Here is a 16,707-nt window from a genome sequence, read left to right as displayed (position 1 = left end):
TTAAATTTCTCCTCCGTCAAATAAAGTGAAAAAAAAGTATATAGTAATTGCAACAATAAGTCCTACTAATATGTTTAATGGTAATAAGAAACCACCACTTAGTATATTACCTGCTGTGCCTAAACCTGGCTGAGGCATGTCAAGATGGTTTCCACCAGTTATAAAACTATATCCTTTTAGTAATCCATAAAAAATAATTGCTCCGCACAGGTAGTTTATTAATATTGAGTATGGTAATTTTTTATCTGTAAATTTTTTTCCATAGACGATTCTATATAAGATAAAACTTGTTCCTATAATTGTTCCACCTGCAAATCCACCTCCTGGGCTTAGATGCCCATAAAAGATTATATAAATGCCAAAAATCTGAATGCAGGGTATTAACACTTTACTTACTTCTTTTAATATAGTACTTTTAATGACAGTAACATCAGAAATAGTATCTGGTGAGGGTTTTTCCTTTTTTAAAAGTAACAAGACTATAATTGAAGCAGTAAACAATACACTTGCTTCAACAAAAGTGTCAAAGGCACGGTAATCCAAAATAATACCTGTAACTATATTCATAGCACCAGTTTCTTCTGGGGTTTTTTCAATATAATAATGAGAAACTTCATTATTAGCAGGGTTATTATATTGTCCAAATTTAGGCAACTCATTAACTCCTAAAAGTAAAATTATAATTAATGTTATTGTAATTCCAATAGATAAAAGTTTTTTCATTTTCTTACTCCTTTAATCCTCTTTAGTGTAAGTATAAATAAAATTGTTGTGATGCCTGCGCCTACTGCGGCTTCTGTTATTGCTAAATCTGGAGCATTTAGCTGTTGCCATAAAATTGTCATTAGTAGGCTGTAAACCATAAATACTATTATTGCACCAAGTAAACTTTTTATAGTAGAAACTGATATTGCAGAGCCTATTAAAAATATCAGCATTATTATACTAAAGACCTTCATGTTTTTTCACCCCGTTTATTTTCCCGATGGATGATTGCCTTGTAAACTCAGCCTTAGCAATTAAGTGCGTAGCTGTTGGACTCGCAATCCAAACAAATATAAGAATTAATATAATTTTTAAGCTAACCATACTAAAACCTTTAAATATTACTAATGAAGATAGGCATAGAATTGCCCCTAAAGTATCACATTTAGAAGCACTGTGGGCTCTTGTAAACACGTCTGGAAATCGTATAATACCTATCGATCCAACCATGAAAAAGAATAACCCGCCCAAAAGAAATATAGTTACAATAATATCTTTCATATATTTTTACCTCCTGATTTTTCAATAAATTTAGCTATTACAATAGAGGACAAAAAACTAATTAAAGCATATACTATAGCTACATCAACAAAATATGTTTCATTAAGTAAAAATGAGACTATAAGAATAAGTACAATAGTTTTAGTACCTATGACATTAATTGCAATTAGTCTATCAGCGGCGCATGGTCCTTTGATTGCTCTGTACATGCATATAAGAATTGTACAGGCTAGAAATAAAATAGAAAAAGTAAATATTTTATTCATAAATGTGTTCCTCAACTTTTAAAATTATTTTCTCAAAGATCGAATTAGGTAGTTCTTTTGCAAATTCCTCTTTCAAACAATGTACAACAATATTATCGTTATCCATTGAAATAGTTAAGGTTCCAGGAGTTAATGTTATTGAATTAGCATAAATTGCTTTATGAAAATTTGATTTTATTTTTGTATTAATCGTTATTATTTGTGGTGTTATTATCATTTTAGGGCTTAAAACTATTTTTGCCACATTCAAATTAGAAACCACTATTTCTTTAATTAGCACGAGTGTGTAAGATATCCACCTCGCAATATTTTTATAATTAAAGAGTTTATGTTTACTCATTAAATCCTTATTTAAACCTCTAACTAATAAACATATTATTATGCCGATAAAAAGAGTTTCAGTTTTTATATTTTCTGATAAAATAATCCAGAATAACAGATATACATATACTATCCAATAATACATTCAAGAAATCCCCCTATAAATTAATAAATTACTTTATTATATATGATAGCAATAACCATGCCAAAAATTATATGAAAAAAAATAAGGTTACAAGCCATTGAATTTCAACGGTTTGCAACCTGTTATTTTTTATTGTGCGTAAATAATTAAAAATAAAAATATTTGTTTTTACATAAGTGTATCAAAATGATGCACTTAATCGTTTTCAACAGCAACCACATGTATCATTTCGATACATGTGTATCGTAGTGATACAGAGTCTGTGATTACATAAAACAGTATCGTATACTATATAGTGATGTTGTATTTTTCAATCTTTCTATAAAGAGTACTTCTACCTATACCCAATATTCTAGAGGCAGCTGCCAGATTATCATTTACATCAATAAGTGTTTGCATTATAGCATTTTTTTCGATTTGATCTAAGGTTAGGAGTTGTCTTGTATCACTTAATACACCAATATTTTCCTTGTAAATTATATAACTAGGTAAATTCTTACTTGTAAGTATGCTATTATTTTCAGCTACATTCAATACGAGTTGCATAACGTTTTGGAGTTCTCGAACATTGCCAGGCCAATTATAATTAATCATACCTTCATAAAAGCTCTGACTTACTTTGTTTATGTTTTTATCATTAGTTTCTATAAATTTTTCGTAATAATAATCAATAAATGTCTTGATATCCTCTTTTCTTTCTCTAAGTGAAGCAATATAAATTGGCATAACATTTATTCTATAAAATAAATCACTTCTGAAAGTTCCTAGGTCAACTTCTTTTTTTAAATCTTTGTTTGTAGCGGCTATAACTCGAACATTTATTGGTATAACATCATGACCTCCAACCCTTACAACGTTTCGTTCTTCTAAAACCCTAAGCAAACTTATCTGAGCGTCAAGTGGCATATCTCCTATTTCATCGAGAAATATTGTGCCTCCATCTGCAAGTTCAAATTTACCTGGATGTCCTCCTCTTTTAGCACCAGTAAAAGCACCTTCAACATATCCAAATAATTCACTGGAAACTAGATCTCGAGGAATAGCTCCACAATTTAAAAATACAAATGGTCTATCTTTTCTACGACTAGCATTATGAATAGCTTGTGTAAACATTTCTTTGCCTGTGCCACTCTCGCCTTGAAGTAGTATAGTATCATCAGTCTTAGCTGCAATTGTTGCAAGGTTAATTGAATGGGCTATACTTTTACTTTTTCCAAATATGTCACTAAAGGTATATCTTGCATTAGCTCCAACAATTTTATTAATCATATTTAGAACTACTTTGTTTTCTTTAAAAGTAATTATAACTCCACCTAGGTCCGTTGAACTAAAAAACTTAATGGGGGTAACATTAACTATACAAGTTTTGTTTCTACCCATTTTTGTAGTGAAATCTAACTCTTCTTCTTGATACTCGCGTCCTTTATTTAAAACATTGATAATATCCTTACCGCTATTTGTAGATAGGACGTCATTTATACGCATATTATTAATTTCTTTTACACTATACCCTAAAAGTTTTCTTGCAAATCTATTCATACTAGTTATATTACCTTGATTATCTATTCTAATAATGCCTTCAGAAATTGATTCCGTAATTTGATAGAACTGTTCATTAACTCTTTTTAACCTTTTATTATAGTATTCTAACTTCATTTCTTTTTCTATGGCATTTGCTGCGGCGATTACCATACCTAAAGTGTGTGGATGTACAAATTCGAAGTGGCCTGTGATACTTAACACTCCTAAGATACTACCTTTTTCATCTTTTATTGGGCAGGCAGACGAAGTCCAATTATGGTACTTATGTAAATAATGTTCTCCACCAAGTACTTGTATAGGCTCGCCAGTTATTAATGAAAGCCCAATAGCGTTAGTGCCTATTACTTCTTCTTTTATATTATATCCATCTTGTAATACCAGAGATTTATCTTGCTTTATTAAACTATCTTCTCCAATATGATCTAGCACATATCCATCTCGATCAGTTAAACGAATCATAAAATCTGAATTTTGTATTAAATTGTACAGTGTTTGCATAAAAGGTTTAGCTGCCGCTAAGAGAGGCATAAATTCTTTATATTTATTTTTTAAATCATCTTTAGTGAGTTCAATTAAAAAATCCTTTTTAAAGGGATCAATACCATATTGTTTGCTTCGCTCCCAAGATTGGAAAATAATATTCCTAAGTCCATTTTTATTTAAAACACCTTCAGCCACGAATAAGCGCCATTTTTTAATAATATCTTCATCATTATCAAGTAGTTTTTTATTTGGCAAAAAAATTCTCCTCTTATAGGGATTTGACTTAATTATATATAAATAATTATAACTGTTACAATTTATTTTGTCTAATTATAAAACATTTATTGAAAAAATTTTTAATGTAACTACGACAGTACAATAGATCACTTATTGAATATACTTTCATAGTATATTATAATATAATTAATATAATATTTTTAGCGTGAGGGGATTTAATGAAAAAGAATGTAAGAATTAGTATTTTATCAATTTTTATTGTAATAACAATATTTATAATAATAAGACAATCTACGATAATATATTTCCAAATAAAAAACATTAATATACCCAATAAAGAAAATAGACAAATAAGAGATATGAGTACTCATAAATGGATAACCGTAAAAAAGTTATCAAAGCGGTATAATATGGCTGAAGAAGCTATTTTTAAAACCCTTGAAATTACACCTAGTAGTGGTGATGAAAATTTGTATGTTAAAGACTTGGCTGACAAGTACAACAAAACTCCTGATGAGATGAAGATTAATTTGAAGAAAATAATTGAAAGCGATAAAAATATAGAAAATGATATAAATATAGAAGGTAAAAAAAATGAGTGAGTTTAGTGATTTTTTAATAGAATGTTTTAGGAACTATAACATTTGGTTTTTAGGAATAATAATTGTCTTGCAGTGTATAGGAATACCAACAGGGGCATCTTTAGTTGTCATAGCATCTGGCGCATTTGCTTATGCAGGTGAATTTAATGTTGTAGTTATCTTATTTGAGGTATGGTTTTTTGCATGGCTTGGAGACAATATCTCATATATTATGTGGAAAATTATTGGTGGGAAAATTTTAAATAGACACATTAAAATAAGGAAATATTTTGACTCTAAAATATCAAAAGCTGAAAATTATTTAAATAAATATGGACGAAGCACGGTTTTTTTTACTAGATTTATAATGGGGGCTATGGGACCGTTCGTGAATGCTGCTGCAGGGATTACGCAATATAAATTATGGACATTTAGTTTGTTTGTTGCATTAGGTGAATTGTTTTGGACTTGTATATACCTAGGACTCGGATATTGGTTTGGAGATTCTTGGGAGAGTATAGTACCCATAGTAACACAATTTGGACAATTCTTAACTTATATGACAATATTAATTATAGTTTTGTATTTTTTTATTAAATTAGTTAGAAATAAAAAACATAAAACTAATAATTAAATCCAAATATAATCTAATACATAAAAAGTTATTTTAAAAAATATCCAAATATGTTATAATACTATAGGAAACTTAATATATGGAGAGATGTCCGAGTGGCCTATGGTACCTGCCTCGAAAACAGGCGAACGCTTTATCGCGTTCCGGGGGTTCAAATCCCCCTTTCTCCGCCAAAGTTAAAGAACTCGCTGTGAAGCGAGTTCTTTTATTGCGTTAATTTATTATGAGGATTTGAACCCGTATTTTTTGAAATAACTTTTATTTGACTAATTTTAAGGCTTGAAATATTACTGTAGTTTATATTGCCTAGTAAAAGGGGGATGCGTTATGAAATTATCAAATAAAATTTTATTACCTATAATTGTTATAATAACATTGTGCCTAGGTATTTCAGGTACATACACTTATTTTCAAACTAGAGATAATTTAGTGGTAAATATGGTTAATTCAAGTTTGGATAGTCAGATGAATACCTTGATTGATTCTATAAATGGAAATAACGAGACTAGAAAAATAGTAGAAGATGAGTTAAATAGTAAAAATATCGCTTTATCCAAATCAATTGCTGAATTAATTGCTGTAGATAAATCTATTTTGAGTACTGATAAGATGCTAGAATTAGCAAATAAACTTAAAGTTTCAGAAATTCATGTTACAGATGATAAAGGGATTTTAACAAATGGATCCATTAAAGGATTTATAGGGTTTGATTTTAATTCTTCAGATCAGACTAAACCATTTTTAAAGATAATAAATGATAAGGAATTAACTATTGCACAAGAGCCATCATTAAGAGGAACTGATAAAACTTTGTTTCAATATATCGGTGTCTCAAGAATTGATAAGCCAGGAATTGTGCAAGTGGGAATAGAACCTAAAACCATACAAAAATTAATGAACAAAATGGAATTACAAAATCTAATTGATAAAATCCATATTGGTAGTTCTGGATATGCATATAGTGTTAATAAAAAAGGAATTATATTATCACATAAAGATAAAGCTCAAATTGGTAAGAGTATTATAAAGGAGACTTGGAGTAAGGAGATTTTATCAAATATTGAAGGTAAGTTTACTTACAGTTACGATGGATCTTTGAATTATGCTTCTTTCAAAAATGTGGGGGATAATATTGTTATACTTGTTTACCCTCAGACTGAATTTATATCTCAACTTAATGCTTTGCGATTTACCAATATAATCACTATATTAATATCAATACTTATACTGATTTTTTGTATTGGTTTAATTATTAAATTTCAAATTACAAAACGGCTAGATGCACTTATGGCGGCTATGAAAAAAGCTGGTAATGGAGAATTAAATACCAGTGTAGTTGTAAAATCTAAGGATGAAGTAGGAGAATTATATAACGATTTTAATAAAATGGTATTTAATATGAAAAACTTAATACTTGAAATAAAAGGTAATTCTGAAACTATTGCTAAGAGTACGGATGGCTTATCTGCAATTTCGGAGGAGATGTCTTCCTCTGCTACAGAGGTTTCAAGTGCAATTCAAAGTATGGCAAGTGGTACGAGTTCTCAAGCAGAAAACTTATTAGAGATGTCGGCTAGTATTAATAAATTTGGGGTCAGCTTAGAACAGATTGTATTATTAACTGAAAAAACAAATACTAATGCTTTAAATATAAATGATCAAGCTAAAATAAATAGTGAAAATATGGGATCAGTAAATCTTTCTATTGCTAGTATAAGTGATTCTTTTAAACAAGTTAGTAATAAGATTAATGATTTAGGAACAAATATCAACAAAATAAATGATATTACAATAATGATTAAAAGCATTGCAGACCAAACAAATTTGCTAGCTTTAAATGCTGCTATAGAAGCGGCTAGAGCAGGTGAATTTGGGAAAGGATTTGCAGTAGTGGCCGATGAAATTAGAAAACTCGCTGAGCAATCTAAAATATCATCAGAAGATATAAGTAACCTTGTATCGGCTATTTCAAAAGAGACATATGCAGTTGTTAATACAACTGAAGTAGTTAATGATGAATTGGATAATCAAGTAAGCATTATTGAAGTTTCAATAAGCTCATTTAAGGAGATCATAATATCAATAGAAGATATTATACCTCAGATTCAGGAAATAAATAAAGAGGCTCTTGATATAAGTAAAGAGAAGGATAGTATTATCAAAAGGGTAGATACTTCGTCTAATGTAGCTGAGGGTAATTCTGCTATTTCACAGCAAATCGCAGCATCATCACAAGAACTTGATGCTTCTTCACAAGAGGTAGCTTCTACTGCGAGTAAATTGGATGATATGAGTAAGGATATGATAAAATCAATAGACAAGTTCAATATTTAAATAATAGCAAAGAAGAACGCAAATCAATTGATTTGGGTTCTTCTTTGCTATTATTTGTTAGTGTGAGCAAGTAGTAATTATAATATTAAATATCTATAGAAGAAAAATATGATATAATATTATTATAAGTACTAAATAGCTTAGTGTAATAATAGAAAAAATATAGGTTTTGTGGTTTAATCATAATAGTATATTTAAAAGGAGAGAACTAATGATTAATATCCGCCCAAAACATAAACACAAACACAAACTAAAAACTAAATACTTAATTAGAAGATTAGTCACTGTTTCGGTATTTTTACTTTTAATACTGATGATCAGTTCTTTATTTGTAAAAAATGGAAGTAAGAATGAGGCAAAAGGGGTTTATAATGAACTTGATATAAGTAAGACTGGAAGTATTGCCTTTGTAGAAAATGAATTCTATAAAAAGTATACTATAAATTGTACTGAAATTATAAATGAGATTAACTCTAAAGAAGATAAGAGTAAGTTTCAAATTACAATAAATAAATCTGAAATATCAGATATTGATATTAAAAAAGTAGCCAAAGATAGTTTAGGTGAAATTAATATCGAAGAAAATAAAGACCTTATTATAATTAATTTTAAAAAGTTAACAGAGGTCGATAACTATGTACATTTAGATTACAAAAATCACAGTAAAGTAATTATCTTTATAAAAAAGAATAAAATTCCTTTTAAATATAATGTAGTAGTAGATCCCGGACATGGAGGGGTTGATGTTGGTACATATTACGGTAAGTTATTCGAAAAGGATCTAACTCTAAAAATTTCTAAATATATGGTGGATAATTTGAGATATAACGGATGTAATGTTACTTTTACAAGAAGCACAGATGTTTTATTGGACAAGCTAGTTAAACAAGATTTAATTAAAAGATCTAATTTGGCAAATGATGAAAAGGCAGATGTATTTGTGTCTGTACATATTAATTCAAATACAGAAAATGAGTATAACGGTGTATCAACCTATTACTATGGTGAGGCTAGTAATCAACAAACGGAGAGGGCTAAACTTGCTCAAGCTATTCAAAAGGAGATGTTAAGGAACGATGCATGGAAAAACATAAGCACACATGGAGATGATTTATCAGTTTTAAGAAACACTAAAATGCCAAGTGTACTTGTGGAATGTGGCTTCATTAGTAATTCTTTAGATAGAAAAAAACTTTCTAATGAGACGACTTTAGTGAACTTTGGTCAAAATATCTCTAATGGGATAATAAAATATTTAGCTGATGCCGAAATTGAAAATAATAACACAAAATAATGTTATTGCATATATCTAAAACCCCAATTAAAAATGCCACTAGCAGAGTAATCTTGCTAATGGCATTTTTTATACAATTTTTACTGGTGTTCCTATAGGTACTAAATTGTAAAGCTCAATATCAATTGTGAAGATGTCGTGGAAGATATTATATTAAAGTTTAATCCAAGGAGAATGAAACAAGTGTCTATAGCTTTATGCAGTCTTTGTAATAATACTTATTGTCAGAAAATGTTGAAATATGCATATATATATGGTAAGGTATGTATGTAACATTCTGAATTTTAAGAATATTATAACAACGCACTGGATAACATAGGTTTATTAAAATAACTTCTTTGAGAGTATTTACGATAGTTAATTTCAGGAATGGAGGAGGAAGTTATGATTGAAAAGTTAACCAATTCTATTTTATTTAAGTATACTCAGCAACTAATATGTAGGTATAAAAATGATGATTTACCTTCACTAAGTGCACAAATAACATATTACTTAATTTTAGCATTTTTCCCTTTTTTACTTTTTTTAATTAATTTAGTAAGTTTTACGCCTTTTTCAAGTGAAATATTGATAACAAACTTTAATACATTTCTTCCTGATGAAACAGGTATTTTAGTTAAGGATATAATAGTACAAACATTACAAGCTAAAAGCAAAACTATGCTAATTATAGGTATGTTAGGAAGTCTTTGGGCGGCGTCTAAAGGTATATCTGCTATTACAAGAGGGCTTAATAAGGCTTACAATATAAAGGAAAATAGGAACTTTGTTAAACTAAACTTACTGGCTATTGGTTCGATTATTGGAATAACGATTATGATAATATTTTCATTTACTATGATTGTATTTGGGAAGATTATAGGAACTTATGTTTTCGGCTTAGTGGGGGCTAAGAATTTGTTTAATATTATTTGGTCAATATTAAGATATTGTATCCCACTTACAATAATGCTTATTACATTCTCTTTGATATATCAATATGTGCCTAACAGAAGGTTAAAGTTTAATAATGTTATAGTAGGTACTATTTTTACAACTGTTGGATGGGTTACTACCTCTTTACTATTTTCTTTTTACGTAAATAGTTTTGCAAATTATGAAAAGGTATATGGAAGTTTAGGTGGGGTAATTGCTTTAATAAGTTGGCTATATATAAGTACCTTAATAATTCTAATTGGTGGAGAATTAAACTCTATTAATTTCTCTTTTAAAAATATAGGAAAAATTAAAAAAAATGATTCTACTAAATTAAATAAGGAGGCAAAGACAATGAGTATGATTATTATGAAGGATGGTACGCAGATTTATTACAAGGACTGGGGAACTGGGCAACCAGTTTTATTTAGTCATGGTTGGCCACTGAATTCTGATAGTTGGGAGGCTCAAATGTTGTTCCTTTCTGCAAAAGGGTATAGATGTATTGCACATGACCGCCGTGGTCATGGACGTTCAAGTCAGCCATATGAGGGCAATAATATGGATACATATGCAGATGATTTATCAGAGATTATCGAAACATTAGACCTAAAGAATATTGTTTTAGTTGGATTTTCGGCTGGTGGTGGTGAAGTTGCTAGGTATATAGGAAGACACGGTACAAAACGGGTGGCTAAAACAGCACTTATATCAGCTGTAACTCCACTTATGATAAAAACACCTTCTAATCCAAATGGGTTATCAATAGATGTGTTTGATGGAATTCGTGAAGGATCAAGAAAGGATCGTTCACAGTTTTATAAGGACCTAGCGAGTGGGCCGTTCTTTGGCGCAAACAGACCAGATTCCAAAGTATCACAGGGAATGATTGACTCATTTTGGCTTCAGGGTATGCAGGCAGGTGGAAAGAATACATTTGACTGTATCAAGGCGTTCTCGGAGACTGATTTCACACAGGACCTTAAGAAGTTTGATATTCCTACACTTATTGTTCATGGTGACGATGACCAAATTGTACCGATAGTTGCAGCGGGACTACAAGCATCTAAGCTTATAAAAGGTTCGATTTTGAAAGTATATCCTGGTGCACCTCATGGAATTGCTTATACACATAAAGATAAGCTTAACGATGATTTGCTCGAATTTATTAAAAAATCATTATAATACAATAAAGAAGCATCTTATACGTAATATGTATTAGATGCTTCTTTTTACATTGCAATTATAATAAGATATCATTGTCAATTAATAATAGTTATAATAAAGTATAGACAAAAGGAGGGCAAGAAAATGGCTGAAGCTTTAAAGAATATGTATAATAAAGAATTTTTAAATCAGTTTGCTCAAAAGGTTCGTCTTGTCTACAAACCTTTTGATATTGGAGGATTTATAGGATCTACGATAGATGATACTTGGGATGAACTTAAACTAATGGACAGGATGAGAAAAATTACAAATAGCCTTGCGGCATATTTGCCACAAGACTACGCCAATGCGCTGAAAATTTTGTTTTTAATTGATGAGACATGTGTTGGATTTCCGTATTTATTCTTTCCAAATTTTGTGGCAGTTTATGGTCAATCAGATGAGAATTGGGAGCTTTCAATGAAAGCACTTGAAAGATTTACTATAAGGTCATCATCAGAATTTGCTGTAAGACCATTTATAAAACGTAATCCTCAAAGGATGATAGAACAGATGATAGAATGGTCAAAAAATGACAACGAGCATGTAAGAAGGCTTTCAAGTGAAGGATGTCGTCCCCGCCTGCCATGGGGGGATGCACTAGCTATGTTTAAGAATGATCCAGGGCCTGTGCTTTTGGTTCTAGAGCAATTAAAAGAAGATCAGTCCATTTATGTACGCAAAAGTGTTGCTAATAACTTGAATGACATCTCTAAGGATAATCCATTGATGGTTGTTGAAATAGTAAGGCGACTAAAAGGATTGAATAATTATACTGATTGGATATTAAGGAAGGGATGCCGGACTTTAATACGAAGTGCGAATCCTGAGGTGATGAGTTTATTTGGGTATGGTGAATCTGTAGATAGACCCATTACTACAAGTGCGATTCTGTCAGTAGATCCTCTCGAGCTAAAAATTGGTGAGAGTTGTAATCTTAAGTATAAGCTTTGCATACGCCAAGGTGAACCTATACATATAAGAATTGAATATGGAATTTATTTTGTTAAATCTAGGGGGAAGACGTCTCGTAAATTATTTTTATTATCAGATAAAATAGTGCCCGGTGGAAAGTGTATCATTGGAACTAAAACGCATAGATGGGTAGAACTTACAACAAGACGCCATTATACAGGAGAACATAAAATAGTAATATTAATTAATGGTTGTGAAGTAGCATCTACATTAATGAAGTTGAACTTGTAACTATAATATGATTTCTAAAATAACAAAAGGGTTATCTTAAAATAAAATCATTATTTTAAGATAACCTTTAAAAATATAAAAAATGTAATTATATTTTATAATTGATGATTATTTAGCGTACTGTTCTTTTGAGAAAGTCTTCAGCATTTACTATGTATCTTGTATGAGTTCCTTGACCTATTTTACCCAAATCATCGTATGCTTCAATCTTAAAGAATAGTTTTTTGCCTTCTACCTTTTCAAGTAATGCTTCGGCTCTAACTACAACACCAATAGGAGTTGCTTTTATATGTTTAACACTAATTTCCGTACCAACAGTTGTAAAGCCATCAGGAAGACCCTTTAAAACACAGTTTCTTGCTGCATTCTCCATAAGTGCTGTCATACCTGGGGTTGCATAAACATCTAGATCTCCAGATCCGTATGAATTTGCTGTATCCTCATTTTTTACAGTTATCTCCATAGAGAATTTTAAGTCTTTATCAAAATTAAATTCCAATTAAATCACTCCAGTCTGTATATTATTTTTTAAACTTCTAATAATTATTATACTATACTAACACCGTTATTGGAATTAATTAAGTAATTTAACAATGATGATTTAGACATCAGACATCTCCCTTGAAAAAAAACAAATTTTATTATATGATATAAGAATAGTAAAAGGGGGTTAACTTATGATAAGGAAAGAAAAGAGTTTATCTCAAAGTGTTGCTGATGATATCCTTGCGATGATTAATATAGATAAAAGATTTGATATTGGAGACAAACTACCAAATGAAAACGAGCTATCTAGGCAGTTAAAAGTAAGTAGAACTACTCTTAGGGAAGGAATACGTATTCTAACTGCTCATAATATACTTGAAATTAGGAGAGGCAAAGGAACATTTGTAGCAAATCATGAAAAACTTAATGGTGGGTTTGGGTTAGAAGAGTTTTCTACATTAAAAATGAATGTGAAAGATCTATATGAAATGAGATTAATATTTGAACCACAAACTGCCTATTATGCTGCAAAACGTGCGACAGATAAGGAACTGGAGAGAATATTATACTACGGTAAATTAGAGGAAGAAAAAATTCTGAAAAAAGTGGATCGTACTGAGGCTGAGCAAGCTTTTCATAAATCAATTGCAAAAGCGACCCATAATGAATTCATGAATAAGTTAATGCCCATATTATATAAGGCCATTGATAAGGGGGTAATTTTATCCTATGAAAATGAAACTATAATTCAGGATACGCTAAATGATCACCATATGATTATGGAATTTTTAGAAGCTAGGGATGCAGAGGGTGCAAAAACAGCAATGAAACTTCACATTTTAAGGGCTATGCGAGGGCTTGGAATATCTAATGAATAAAATTAAGTGCTAATTTCTTATATGATAAGAGTTAGCATTTATTTTTAAATAGTATATTATAATATTGACAACAGACATCATACAACGTACAATTAAAACAAACAACTCTATATTAAAATATAAAGGTGGTAATGTTATGAGAAGTGATGTAGTAAAAAAAGGGACAAGCAGAGCACCTCAACGTGCATTGTTTAATGCTTTAGGTTTTACAAAAGAAGAAATTGAAAGACCTCTAATTGGTATTGTTAGTTCGAAGAATGATATCGTACCAGGTCATATGAATTTAGATAAAATTGTAGAAGCTGTAAAGATTGGTGTAGCAATGGCTGGAGGTACTCCAATCGTTTTTCCTGCAATTGCCGTATGTGATGGAATTGCTATGGGACACCAAGGGATGAAGTATTCACTTGCTACAAGAGATTTAATAGCAGATTCCACAGAAGCAATGGCAATGGCACATGCTTTTGATGCATTAGTAATGGTTCCTAACTGTGATAAAAATGTACCAGGACTATTGATGGCAGCAGCAAGAGTTAATGTACCAACTATTTTTGTAAGTGGTGGACCAATGCTTGCTGGAAAGATTGATGGATGTAAAACAAGCTTTTCAAGCATAGCTGAGGCAGTTGGTGAGTTTAATGTTGGTAAAATTACTGAGGATAAGTTAGAAGAATTTGAGAATAAATGTTGCCCTACCTGTGGCTCTTGCTCAGGTATGTATACAGCAAATAGTATGAATTGTTTAACGGAAGTTCTTGGAATGGGACTTGGTGGTAATGGGACCATCCCAGCAGTTTACTCTGAGCGAATAAGACTTGCAAAACATGCTGGCATGAAAATTATGGAGTTAATTGAAAAGGATATAAGGCCAAGAGACATTATGACGGAAGGTGCATTTATAAACGCTTTAACTATGGATATGGCACTTGGATGTAGTACAAATAGTATGCTTCATTTGCCAGCAATTGCACATGAGGTTGGAATTGATCTAAATGTGGATATGGCAAATGCTATTAGTGATAAAACGCCAAATCTTTGTCACCTTGCACCTGCAGGACATACCTATGTTGAAGATTTAAATGAGGCAGGCGGCGTTTACGCTGTTATGAACGAGATAAATAAATTAAATTTATTAAATACGGATTTGATTACATGCACAGGCCAAACTGTTGCAGAAAATATTAAAGGATGCGAAATCAAAAATACAGAGGTTATTAGAACAATAACTAATCCTTATAGCACTACAGGTGGTATTGCTGTTCTTAAGGGTAACCTTGCTCCAGATTCATGTGTTGTAAAACGTTCTGCAGTTTCACAAGAAATGCTAAAACATGAAGGACCAGCAAGAGTATTTGATTGCGAAGAAGATGCGCTAGGTGCTATAAATTCAGATAAAATTATACCGGGAGATGTAATTGTTATTCGCTATGAAGGGCCAAAGGGTGGACCTGGAATGAGAGAAATGCTTAATCCAACATCTGCAATTATGGGAAGAGGTTTAGGCAATAGTGTTGCTCTTATAACGGATGGACGTTTTAGTGGCGCAACCCGTGGTGCTGCAATTGGTCATGTTTCTCCAGAAGCAGCAGTTGGTGGAAATATTGCATTAATTCAAGAAGGAGATATTATATCAATAGATATTAATGCAAATTCTATTAATTTTAATGTTAGTGATGAAGAACTTAAAATAAGAAAAGCAAATTGGAAACCAAGACAACCGAGTATTACTACAGGTTACCTTGCTAGATATGCTGCATTAGTTTCATCAGGCAACAAGGGTGCTATTTTAGAAATACCTAAATTTTAAAAATAACCCTCATCTTAAAATTAAGATGAGGGTTATTTTTAATTCTATACATTTAAGCTTAGTGCCATACATTTTGCAGCATTTCTTATGGTAGTTAGCTTGTACTCTTTGTTTCTTTGGGTTACTCCTATAAAATCATATTTTACACCTTTAACATGGTCTACAAATCTTTCAAATGAGGCAAGAGTAGAAATGCATCCATTACCAGTTCCTCCAGGAGCTGCAACACATATAAAAGGTTTGCCTACTAAGTTATTTTCAATCCCTTTAGTTGCCTCACATCTTCTGAGTCTATCAATAAATGATTTTAAGGATTCACTCATTTCACCCCAGTAAACAGGTGTGATAATTATGTAAGCATCAGCTTTGGATATTTCTCCATGTAGTTTTTGAAAATCATCTTGAACTTGGCAATCATGTTTAGTTGCACATGTACCCCATGCATTTCCACAAGCATTACAGGCTGGAATATTTAATGAGTTAAGACTAGTTATTGATGCGTTAGCAGAACCCATTTCTACGCCTAACTTTGCCTCTTTTCCACAAGCAGCAGTTAAACCATCAGTGTTAGGACTTGAAGTAATTATCATTATTTTCATTTTGACCCCTCCATAATTAGATTGATAGTGAAAAATATCTTTGTTTTATACTTCTTTTACATTTTTATTTTAATACATTATACTATTAGTAGCAAATTAAGCCCCATATGAATCAAATTTATATTGTTGTTTTTTTTATGTGTTCCATATATAATTGAAATGGATTATAGTTAACTTTTATTTGGAAGGAGATCTGTATGCAAACAAATCAATCAGAAAATAGTGAAGAAAAAACACCACAGAAAAAGACCAATATGTTAGTGGCATCTTTTGTATTATTTGTTTTCCCAATAGCGGCTGTGTTTATAGGAGTGTTTTTAGGACAATATTCAGGGAAATTAATCGGAGCCCCTATTCAGATTTCTCGAATTATTGGAGGAATAATAGCATTTGGATTAGCTATTGTATTAATCAAATTATTTGATAAACATGCTGTGATAGATGTTAAAGAAGAGAGGCTTCATTGGGAAGATTTGTAGGTCTTAATTAAAATAATGAATATTATAG

The 16,707-nt window shown here is 30.9% G+C and carries 17 protein-coding genes and 1 tRNA gene; 10 read left to right on the top strand and 8 right to left on the bottom strand.

What is annotated here, in order from left to right:
• The 6 genes from mbhE to KPL55_RS18625 form a co-directional block, all read right to left on the bottom strand.
• Positions 1-723 (bottom strand): hydrogen gas-evolving membrane-bound hydrogenase subunit E, encoded by a 723-nt coding sequence (mbhE, locus tag KPL55_RS18650; RefSeq protein ID WP_216308255.1) that lies wholly within the window; start codon positions 721-723, stop codon positions 1-3.
• A complete protein-coding gene (locus tag KPL55_RS18645) occupies positions 720-959 on the bottom strand; it encodes a hydrogenase subunit MbhD domain-containing protein (RefSeq protein WP_216308254.1) in 240 nt (79 codons plus the stop codon). The genes mbhE and KPL55_RS18645 overlap by 4 nt, the downstream gene beginning before the upstream one ends.
• The gene (mnhG, locus tag KPL55_RS18640) at positions 946-1,266 is read right to left on the bottom strand and encodes a monovalent cation/H(+) antiporter subunit G (RefSeq protein WP_216308253.1); all 321 of its coding nucleotides are present in this window, start codon (positions 1,264-1,266) and stop codon (positions 946-948) included. The genes KPL55_RS18645 and mnhG overlap by 14 nt, the downstream gene beginning before the upstream one ends.
• A complete protein-coding gene (locus tag KPL55_RS18635; protein WP_216308252.1) occupies positions 1,263-1,532 on the bottom strand; it encodes an MrpF/PhaF family protein in 270 nt (89 codons plus the stop codon). Before KPL55_RS18635 ends, mnhG begins: the two co-directional genes overlap by 4 nt.
• Positions 1,525-1,998, bottom strand: coding sequence for a Na+/H+ antiporter subunit E (locus tag KPL55_RS18630; protein WP_216308251.1), 474 nt, complete (start codon positions 1,996-1,998; stop codon positions 1,525-1,527). Before KPL55_RS18630 ends, KPL55_RS18635 begins: the two co-directional genes overlap by 8 nt.
• A 288-nt stretch (positions 1,999-2,286) precedes the next feature.
• Positions 2,287-4,278: a sigma-54-dependent Fis family transcriptional regulator gene (locus tag KPL55_RS18625; protein ID WP_216308250.1), complete on the bottom strand. Its 1,992-nt coding sequence runs from the start codon at positions 4,276-4,278 to the stop codon at positions 2,287-2,289.
• Positions 4,279-4,478: 200 nt separating this feature from the next.
• Here KPL55_RS18625 and KPL55_RS18620 point away from each other — a divergent pair, with 200 nt between their 5' ends.
• The 7 genes from KPL55_RS18620 to KPL55_RS18590 all read left to right on the top strand — a co-directional run bounded on the left by KPL55_RS18620 (position 4,479) and on the right by KPL55_RS18590 (position 12,430).
• On the top strand, positions 4,479-4,862 hold the full coding sequence (locus KPL55_RS18620; RefSeq protein WP_216308249.1) for a hypothetical protein: 384 nt from the start codon (positions 4,479-4,481) through the stop codon (positions 4,860-4,862).
• On the top strand, positions 4,855-5,475 hold the full coding sequence (locus KPL55_RS18615; RefSeq protein WP_216308248.1) for a DedA family protein: 621 nt from the start codon (positions 4,855-4,857) through the stop codon (positions 5,473-5,475). Before KPL55_RS18620 ends, KPL55_RS18615 begins: the two co-directional genes overlap by 8 nt.
• Before the next feature lie 81 nt (positions 5,476-5,556).
• Positions 5,557-5,648 (top strand) — tRNA-Ser (locus KPL55_RS18610).
• 154 nt (positions 5,649-5,802) lie between these two features.
• Positions 5,803-7,809 (top strand): methyl-accepting chemotaxis protein, encoded by a 2,007-nt coding sequence (locus KPL55_RS18605; RefSeq protein ID WP_216308247.1) that lies wholly within the window; start codon positions 5,803-5,805, stop codon positions 7,807-7,809.
• Between the two features lie 211 nt (positions 7,810-8,020).
• A complete protein-coding gene (locus KPL55_RS18600; RefSeq protein WP_216308246.1) occupies positions 8,021-9,103 on the top strand; it encodes an N-acetylmuramoyl-L-alanine amidase family protein in 1,083 nt (360 codons plus the stop codon).
• A gap of 384 nt (positions 9,104-9,487) precedes the next feature.
• Positions 9,488-11,203 carry a YhjD/YihY/BrkB family envelope integrity protein gene (locus KPL55_RS18595; RefSeq protein WP_216308245.1) on the top strand — a complete coding sequence of 572 codons (1,716 nt, stop codon included), beginning with the start codon at positions 9,488-9,490 and terminating at the stop codon, positions 11,201-11,203.
• A gap of 126 nt (positions 11,204-11,329) precedes the next feature.
• Positions 11,330-12,430 carry a DNA alkylation repair protein gene (locus KPL55_RS18590; RefSeq protein ID WP_216308244.1) on the top strand — a complete coding sequence of 367 codons (1,101 nt, stop codon included), beginning with the start codon at positions 11,330-11,332 and terminating at the stop codon, positions 12,428-12,430.
• 112 nt (positions 12,431-12,542) lie between these two features.
• Here the strand turns inward: KPL55_RS18590 and KPL55_RS18585 are convergent, their stop codons facing one another.
• Positions 12,543-12,929, bottom strand: coding sequence for a thioesterase family protein (locus KPL55_RS18585; protein ID WP_216308243.1), 387 nt, complete (start codon positions 12,927-12,929; stop codon positions 12,543-12,545).
• A gap of 178 nt (positions 12,930-13,107) precedes the next feature.
• On the opposite strand from KPL55_RS18585, the gene KPL55_RS18580 reads away from it, so the two are divergent.
• Together KPL55_RS18580 and ilvD are read left to right on the top strand one after the other, a co-directional pair.
• Positions 13,108-13,794 carry a FadR/GntR family transcriptional regulator gene (locus KPL55_RS18580; RefSeq protein WP_216308242.1) on the top strand — a complete coding sequence of 229 codons (687 nt, stop codon included), beginning with the start codon at positions 13,108-13,110 and terminating at the stop codon, positions 13,792-13,794.
• A 136-nt stretch (positions 13,795-13,930) separates the two neighbouring features.
• Positions 13,931-15,601, top strand: coding sequence for a dihydroxy-acid dehydratase (gene ilvD, locus KPL55_RS18575; protein WP_216308241.1), 1,671 nt, complete (start codon positions 13,931-13,933; stop codon positions 15,599-15,601).
• Positions 15,602-15,645: 44 nt separating this feature from the next.
• On the opposite strand, the gene KPL55_RS18570 is transcribed toward ilvD, so the two are convergent.
• Positions 15,646-16,200, bottom strand: a complete 555-nt coding sequence (locus KPL55_RS18570) for a flavodoxin family protein (protein WP_216308240.1) — start codon at positions 16,198-16,200, stop codon at positions 15,646-15,648.
• 197 nt (positions 16,201-16,397) lie between these two features.
• Here KPL55_RS18570 and KPL55_RS18565 point away from each other — a divergent pair, with 197 nt between their 5' ends.
• Positions 16,398-16,679, top strand: a complete 282-nt coding sequence (locus KPL55_RS18565) for a SoxR reducing system RseC family protein (RefSeq protein WP_216308239.1) — start codon at positions 16,398-16,400, stop codon at positions 16,677-16,679.
• The last annotated feature ends 28 nt before the right edge of the window (positions 16,680-16,707 follow it).

It is taken from the genome of Clostridium lacusfryxellense, from assembly GCF_018861735.1.
Lineage (GTDB): Bacteria > Bacillota > Clostridia > Clostridiales > Clostridiaceae > Clostridium_AD > Clostridium_AD lacusfryxellense.
Note: the sequence above shows the minus strand (reverse complement) of the source record. Positions and strands in the feature narration are given on the sequence as shown.